The following is a 6,288-nucleotide window of genomic DNA, read 5'->3' as shown; positions in this document are numbered from 1 at the left end:
CGGTTCGCGATCCGCGAAGGCGGCCGCACCGTCGGCGCCGGCGTCGTCTCAAAAATCGTCGAGTAATATAATCGATATATAACTAACCTTCGGGTTCGACGTGGGCTACCGGATGAGCCGGTGGTCCACCTATCAACTCTAACGCCGCGAAAGGCTGTTAAAATGCAGAGCCAAAATATTCGCATTCGGCTGAAGGCTTTTGACTATCGCGTTCTGGATGCCAGTACGCAAGAGATCGTCAACACAGCCAAGCGGACAGGCGCGCAAGTGCGTGGGCCTATTCCGCTACCGAATAAGATCGAGAAGTTCACGGTTCTCCGTGGTCCTCACGTTGACAAGAAATCCCGCGATCAGTTTGAGATCCGGACGCACAAGCGTCTTCTCGACATCGTTGATCCGACCCCCCAGACGGTGGACGCGCTGATGAAGCTCGACCTGGCCGCTGGTGTGGATGTCGAGATCAAGGTTTAAGGAGGGCTTCGAGATGTTGCGCTCTGGAGTGATCGCGAAGAAAGTCGGCATGACCCGGCTTTTCATGGAAGACGGAAAGCAGATCCCTGTGACCGTTCTTCAATTGGACAAGCTGCAGGTTGTGGCCCAACGTACCGCTGAAAAAGATGGCTATAGTGCCGTTCAGTTGGGCGCGGGGACAGCCAAGGCAAAACGCACATCGCAGGCGATGCGTGGCCACTTTGCAATTGCAAAGGTTGAGCCAAAGCGCAAAATCGCTGAATTCCGCGTGGCCCCTGAAAATTTGATCAACGTCGGTGAAGAAATCACTGCTGATCATTATTTCGAAGGTCAGTTCGTGGATGTGGCGGGTACATCTATTGGTAAAGGTTTTGCCGGTGCGATGAAGCGTCACAACTTTAGTGGTCTGCGTGCGTCGCACGGTGTGTCGATTAGCCACCGTTCGCACGGGTCAACCGGTCAGTGTCAGGATCCTGGCAAGGTTTTCAAAGGCAAGAAAATGGCCGGTCACATGGGTGCTGCCCGCGTGACGACCCAGAACCTGCAGGTCGTCAAGACAGATGCAGGTCGTGGCCTGATCATGGTTAAAGGCGCTGTGCCTGGTTCCAAGGGCGGTTGGGTGACAATCAAGGATGCGGTCAAAAAACCGTTTCCTGAAAATGCCATTCTGCCTGCTGCTTTGAAATCTGCTGCCGAGGAAGCTGCAAAAGCTGCTGAAGAAGCTGCGGCACAAGCCGCTGCCGAAGCCGAAGCTGCAGAAAAAGCCGCAGCCGAAGCCGCTGCTGCTGAACAGGCTGCAGCCCTGAAAGACGCAGAAGCATCCATCGAGGCGGACAAAGCCGACGATGCTGCCCCTGAGGGAGGCGACAAAGATGAAAGCTGATGTGATTAAACTGGACGGCAAGAAAGCCGGCAGTGCGGATCTGGACGATGCGATTTTCGGTCTGGAACCTCGTGTCGACATTCTGCACCGTGTGGTTCGCTGGCAGCGCAACAATGCGCAACAGGGGACGCATAAGGTCAAGACACGGTCCGAAGTTGATTATTCGACCAAGAAGATCTATCGCCAGAAAGGCACCGGCGGCGCACGCCACGGCGCACGGTCTGCACCGATCTTCCGTGGTGGCGGTATCTATAAAGGTCCGACACCGCGCAGCCATGGCCATGAGTTGACGAAGAAATTTCGCAAATTGGGTCTGAGGCATGCGTTGTCTGCGAAGGCAAACGCAGGCGAGTTGGTTGTGATCGACAGCATCGATCTGAAAGACCTGAAAACAGGCGCATTGGCCAAGCAGATCAAAGAGCTGGGTTGGAAACGTGCGTTGGTTATCGACGGTGCCGAGGTGAACGAAAATTTCGCCAAGGCTGCACGCAACATCGAAGGTCTTGATGTGCTGCCGTCTATGGGCGCAAATGTTTATGACATCCTGAAGCGTGATACTTTGGTGATCACAAAAGCAGGTGTTGAAGCACTGGAGGCTCGGTTGAAATGAGCGTGAAACCAGAACATTACGATGTGATCCGCAAGCCGATCATCACCGAAAAAGCGACAATGGCGTCTGAAAATGGTGCCGTGGTTTTTGAAGTGTCGATGGCGGCGAACAAGCCTCAGATCAAAGAAGCGGTCGAGACGCTTTTTGGTGTGAAGGTGAAGTCGGTCAACACGACGATCACAAAAGGCAAAGTCAAACGCTTCCGCGGCCAGCTTGGTAAGCGGAAAGACGTGAAGAAAGCCTATGTGACCCTCGAAGAGGGCAACACTATCGATGTGAGCACTGGCTTGTAAGGCTACGCTGCTTCTTGAAGATTGAGACCCCGGTGACATGCGTTGCCGGGGTTTATTATTTTTTCGTCAATAAGAAGCTGGATTTTCACGTTTTGGTTGTGTATTTTTAGAAAGGAAACGTAAGTTATTTTGATCTTATAGGGTAGATTTTCATGTCTTCTGAAGACCAGTTCGACATTCAACTCATAAATGATGATCTTCAAACAGTTAAATATGAAGTTGAAGCAATAAAAGACAGTTCGCAAGCCGCAAAACAAGTGGTTGAAGATGATCTCCAGGCATTGAGAGATAGTGTTAAGAATGTAAAAGAAGAAACTATTAAAGAGCTGGAAAAAAAGTACTTCCTTGTTTCTAAAGGTGGGTTTATTGCGACATTCATAGCTGCGATCTTTGTTCTCGGTGGGATTAGTTGGGGAACCGCACGTTCAGCGATTACTGATGAAGCAACAAGACAAGCATTGAGCGTTATTGAAAATGGTGCTCAGGAGGCAAGGAAATTGATTGATGGCAATCATAGCTTGCCAAGTGGAGCAGTTGTTGCAGTTGCAGGTGGCAATCATGTCGATGACATTCCAGACATATGTCCCGAGGGTTGGCAACCTTTTGAGCAGGCAGACGGTCGTGTTATTATTGGTGCGGGCGAAGCAACTAATGAGACCTCTCTTCGTCATCCAATGGTTGTTGGTGGAATTGAAGATTTACCTAATGTTGAGCCAGCACCTCACAGTCACGCTTTAATTGCCAATTCTTCTGCTGCTGCGAAACGTCTTCCCCGAGCAGGAGAAGTCATCGCAAGAGGAGCAAGTGTAAATTCTGCGGGCTTACCAAACGAAAATTTTGAATATGAACTTCGGCCGGGCCGTGGTGAAGCTACGCTAGGACAAACAAGCACCGTTGGTTCATCTGAGCCACTTAATAATATGCAGCCATTTATAGCTGTAACATACTGTATCAAACAAAACGCAGCTTCTGAAAACTAATGATTAACATCTGATATCCAAACCATTTTCTAGTTTTTCAACCTGTTTTGAGATGAGTAACTTACTGCTGTAAGGATTAGAAAGATGTCAATTAGATTAGCTTAGCAACACTTGACCAATCCCCCCGCCTTTAGTATCCAGCGCCATCCGTCAGGCCCCGGATTCGTCCGGGGCTTGGCTTTTGATGGTTCGCCATCATGCCGGGCTTGACCCGGGATCTCTGATCGGGGACCTGCGGGGCCCCTTAAACCGAAAAGCCGGGGTATACCCGGCGCAAAGCAAACGGAAGACAGAAAGCATGGCACTCAAGTCGTACAAACCGACGACGCCAGGCCAGCGTGGGCTGGTTCTGATCGACCGTTCGGAGCTTTGGAAAGGACGCCCAGTCAAGGCCCTTACAACGGGTTTGACTAAGAATGGCGGCCGGAACAACACCGGACGGATTACGATGCGTCGTAAGGGTGGGGGCGCAAAGCGTCTTTACCGTATCGTTGACTTCAAGCGGAACAAAATGGACGTTTCCGCGACAGTCGAACGGATCGAATATGATCCAAACCGGACAGCCTTTATTGCGCTGATCAAATATGATGATGGCGAACAGGCTTATATTCTGGCCCCTCAGCGATTGGCGATTGGTGACAAGGTCATCGCATCGTCCAAAGCGGACATCAAACCCGGTAACGCAATGCCATTCCAGGGCATGCCGATCGGGACAATCATTCACAACATCGAACTGAAGCCCGGCAAAGGCGGTCAGATCGCACGCGCCGCTGGCACCTATGCCCAGTTTGTGGGTCGCGATGGTGGCTATGCACAGATCCGTTTGTCTTCGGGCGAACTGCGTTTGGTGCGCCAGGAATGCATGGCAACTGTTGGAGCGGTATCGAACCCCGACAATAGTAACCAGAACTTTGGTAAAGCGGGCCGCAACCGTCACAAGGGTATTCGCCCAAGTGTTCGTGGTGTGGTCATGAACCCGGTCGATCACCCCCACGGTGGTGGTGAAGGTCGGACATCGGGTGGTCGTCACCCTGTGTCACCCTGGGGCAAGCCAACAAAGGGTGCGCGCACCCGGAACAAGAACAAAGCGTCCAGCAAGCTGATCATCCGCTCGCGTCACGCCAAGAAGAAGGGGCGCTAGTATATGTCGCGTTCTGTATGGAAAGGGCCCTTTGTCGACGCTCATGTGCTTAAGAAAGCAGAAAAGAGCCGCGAGTCGGGCCGTAATGAAGTCATCAAGATCTGGTCACGCCGGTCAACAATCCTGCCACAATTTGTGGGTCTGACCTTTGGTGTTTACAATGGTCGCAAGCATATTCCGGTGAACGTATCGGAAGACATGATTGGTCAGAAGTTCGGTGAATATGCACCGACACGCACCTATTATGGCCATGCGGCTGATAAAAAAGCGAAACGGAAGTAAGTCATGGGCAAGGATAAGAACCCCCGCCGCGTGGCTGAAAACGAAGCAATGGCGAAAACGCGCATGCTTCGCACCAGCCCGCAAAAACTGAATTTGGTTGCCGCCATGATCCGTGGCAAGAAAGTTGACAAGGCGTTGAACGACCTGACTTTCTCGAAAAAGCGGATTGCCGAGGATGTGAAGAAATGTCTTCAGTCCGCGATCGCCAATGCTGAAAACAATCACAACCTGGATGTCGATGAACTTGTCGTCGCCGAGGCATATGTTGGTAAGAACCTGACGATGAAGCGTGGCCGTCCACGGGCGCGTGGTCGTTTCGGTAAAATCATCAAGCCGTTTTCAGAGCTGACGATCAAAGTGCGTCAAGTTGAGGAGCAAGCCTAATGGGTCATAAAGTCAATCCAATCGGCATGCGCCTTCAGGTAAATCGTACCTGGGACAGTCGCTGGTACGCCGACACGAAAGATTACGGTGATCTTCTGCTGGAAGACATCAAACTTCGTGAATTCATCAAAGAAGAATGCAAGCAAGCCGGCATCAGCCGTGTGATCATTGAACGTCCGCACAAAAAGTGCCGCGTCACAATTCACACAGCCCGTCCCGGTGTCATTATCGGCAAGAAAGGCGCGGACATTGAAACGCTGCGCAAAAAGCTGGCTGATATGACCGACAGCGAACTTCACCTGAACGTCGTCGAGGTGCGCAAGCCAGAGCTTGATGCGCAGCTTGTGTCTGAATCGATTGCGCAGCAGTTGGAACGCAGGGTGTCTTTCCGTCGTGCCATGAAGCGTGCTGTGCAAAACGCCATGCGTATGGGTGCCCTGGGCATTCGTGTGAATGTGGCGGGTCGTTTGGGCGGCGCTGAAATCGCACGAACGGAATGGTATCGCGAAGGTCGCGTTCCGCTGCACACACTGCGTGCGGACATCGATTATGCGGCATCAGAAGCCATGACGGCTTACGGTATCATCGGCATCAAGGTCTGGATCTTTAAAGGCGAGATCATGGAACATGATCCGCAGGCCCGCGACCGTCGTCAACAGGAACTCCAGGATGGTCCTGCGCCCCGTGGCGCTGGTGGCCGCCGCTAAGGAGGATTAAGGAATGCTGCAACCAAAACGCACAAAATTCCGCAAGATGCACAAAGGCCGTATTCGCGGCGAAGCAAAGGGTGGCAGCACCCTGAACTTCGGCACATACGGTCTAAAGGCAACGGAACCGGAACGCGTCACTGCGCGTCAAATCGAAGCCGCACGTCGTGCCATGACGCGTCATATGAAACGTCAGGGACGCGTCTGGATCCGTATTTTCCCGGATACCCCGGTGACCTCAAAACCAACTGAGGTTCGGATGGGTAAAGGGAAAGGCTCGGTCGATTTCTGGGCTGCCAAGGTCAAGCCTGGCCGCGTGATGTTCGAAATCGACGGTGTGAACGACGCTGTCGCCCGCGAGGCCCTGCGCCTGGCTGCGATGAAGCTGCCGGTCAAAACCCGTGTCGTGGTGCGCGAAGACTGGTAGGTCTCAGGAAGAATAAATGTATCTTATAAGAGAACCCGGCGATAATTTGTCGGGTTTTCTGTTTAATAACAAAGTTTTTTATTTCATACTAACTCTGTAACTAAGCAGTT

The 6,288-nt window shown here is 52.1% G+C and carries 11 protein-coding genes; all 11 read left to right on the top strand.

Features of this window, described 5'->3' with window-relative positions; translation table 11 throughout:
* On the top strand, positions 1 to 66 hold a 66-nt coding region (locus tag HRQ87_RS20675; protein WP_217430459.1), incomplete at its 5' end, for an EF-Tu C-terminal domain-related protein.
* A 96-nt stretch (positions 67 to 162) separates the two neighbouring features.
* On the top strand, positions 163 to 471 hold the full coding sequence (gene rpsJ / locus HRQ87_RS16800; protein WP_108261210.1) for a 30S ribosomal protein S10: 309 nt from the start codon (positions 163 to 165) through the stop codon (positions 469 to 471).
* A 13-nt stretch (positions 472 to 484) separates the two neighbouring features.
* Positions 485 to 1,354 carry a 50S ribosomal protein L3 gene (gene rplC / locus HRQ87_RS16795; protein WP_174139603.1) on the top strand — a complete coding sequence of 290 codons (870 nt, stop codon included), beginning with the start codon at positions 485 to 487 and terminating at the stop codon, positions 1,352 to 1,354.
* A complete protein-coding gene (rplD, locus tag HRQ87_RS16790) occupies positions 1,344 to 1,964 on the top strand; it encodes a 50S ribosomal protein L4 (RefSeq protein WP_174139602.1) in 621 nt (206 codons plus the stop codon). Before rplC ends, rplD begins: the two co-directional genes overlap by 11 nt.
* A complete protein-coding gene (locus tag HRQ87_RS16785; protein ID WP_174139601.1) occupies positions 1,961 to 2,257 on the top strand; it encodes a 50S ribosomal protein L23 in 297 nt (98 codons plus the stop codon). The genes rplD and HRQ87_RS16785 overlap by 4 nt, the downstream gene beginning before the upstream one ends.
* Before the next feature lie 152 nt (positions 2,258 to 2,409).
* Positions 2,410 to 3,237, top strand: coding sequence for a hypothetical protein (locus tag HRQ87_RS16780; RefSeq protein ID WP_174139600.1), 828 nt, complete (start codon positions 2,410 to 2,412; stop codon positions 3,235 to 3,237).
* A 298-nt stretch (positions 3,238 to 3,535) separates the two neighbouring features.
* Positions 3,536 to 4,378, top strand: a complete 843-nt coding sequence (rplB, locus tag HRQ87_RS16775; protein WP_174139599.1) for a 50S ribosomal protein L2 — start codon at positions 3,536 to 3,538, stop codon at positions 4,376 to 4,378.
* Positions 4,379 to 4,381: 3 nt separating this feature from the next.
* Positions 4,382 to 4,660: a 30S ribosomal protein S19 gene (rpsS, locus tag HRQ87_RS16770; protein WP_174139598.1), complete on the top strand. Its 279-nt coding sequence runs from the start codon at positions 4,382 to 4,384 to the stop codon at positions 4,658 to 4,660.
* Between the two features lie 3 nt (positions 4,661 to 4,663).
* Complete coding sequence (gene rplV, locus HRQ87_RS16765) at positions 4,664 to 5,044, top strand: 50S ribosomal protein L22 (protein ID WP_174139597.1); 381 nt, start codon at positions 4,664 to 4,666, stop codon at positions 5,042 to 5,044.
* Positions 5,044 to 5,751 (top strand): 30S ribosomal protein S3, encoded by a 708-nt coding sequence (gene rpsC / locus HRQ87_RS16760; RefSeq protein ID WP_174139596.1) that lies wholly within the window; start codon positions 5,044 to 5,046, stop codon positions 5,749 to 5,751. Before rplV ends, rpsC begins: the two co-directional genes overlap by 1 nt.
* A gap of 13 nt (positions 5,752 to 5,764) precedes the next feature.
* Positions 5,765 to 6,178 carry a 50S ribosomal protein L16 gene (gene rplP / locus HRQ87_RS16755; protein WP_174139595.1) on the top strand — a complete coding sequence of 138 codons (414 nt, stop codon included), beginning with the start codon at positions 5,765 to 5,767 and terminating at the stop codon, positions 6,176 to 6,178.
* Positions 6,179 to 6,288: the final 110 nt, after the last annotated feature.

Source organism: Parasulfitobacter algicola, from assembly GCF_013315265.1.
Lineage (GTDB): Bacteria > Pseudomonadota > Alphaproteobacteria > Rhodobacterales > Rhodobacteraceae > Parasulfitobacter > Parasulfitobacter algicola.
This window is presented reverse-complemented; position numbering and strand designations above follow the sequence as displayed.

Coding starts and splice junctions, on each gene's coding strand:
- rpsJ (WP_108261210.1), top strand. CDS start 163: ATGCAGAGCCAAAATATTCGCATTCGGCTGAAGGCTTTTGACTATCGC.
- rplC (WP_174139603.1), top strand. CDS start 485: ATGTTGCGCTCTGGAGTGATCGCGAAGAAAGTCGGCATGACCCGGCTT.
- rplD (WP_174139602.1), top strand. CDS start 1,344: ATGAAAGCTGATGTGATTAAACTGGACGGCAAGAAAGCCGGCAGTGCG.
- HRQ87_RS16785 (WP_174139601.1), top strand. CDS start 1,961: ATGAGCGTGAAACCAGAACATTACGATGTGATCCGCAAGCCGATCATC.
- HRQ87_RS16780 (WP_174139600.1), top strand. CDS start 2,410: ATGTCTTCTGAAGACCAGTTCGACATTCAACTCATAAATGATGATCTT.
- rplB (WP_174139599.1), top strand. CDS start 3,536: ATGGCACTCAAGTCGTACAAACCGACGACGCCAGGCCAGCGTGGGCTG.
- rpsS (WP_174139598.1), top strand. CDS start 4,382: ATGTCGCGTTCTGTATGGAAAGGGCCCTTTGTCGACGCTCATGTGCTT.
- rplV (WP_174139597.1), top strand. CDS start 4,664: ATGGGCAAGGATAAGAACCCCCGCCGCGTGGCTGAAAACGAAGCAATG.
- rpsC (WP_174139596.1), top strand. CDS start 5,044: ATGGGTCATAAAGTCAATCCAATCGGCATGCGCCTTCAGGTAAATCGT.
- rplP (WP_174139595.1), top strand. CDS start 5,765: ATGCTGCAACCAAAACGCACAAAATTCCGCAAGATGCACAAAGGCCGT.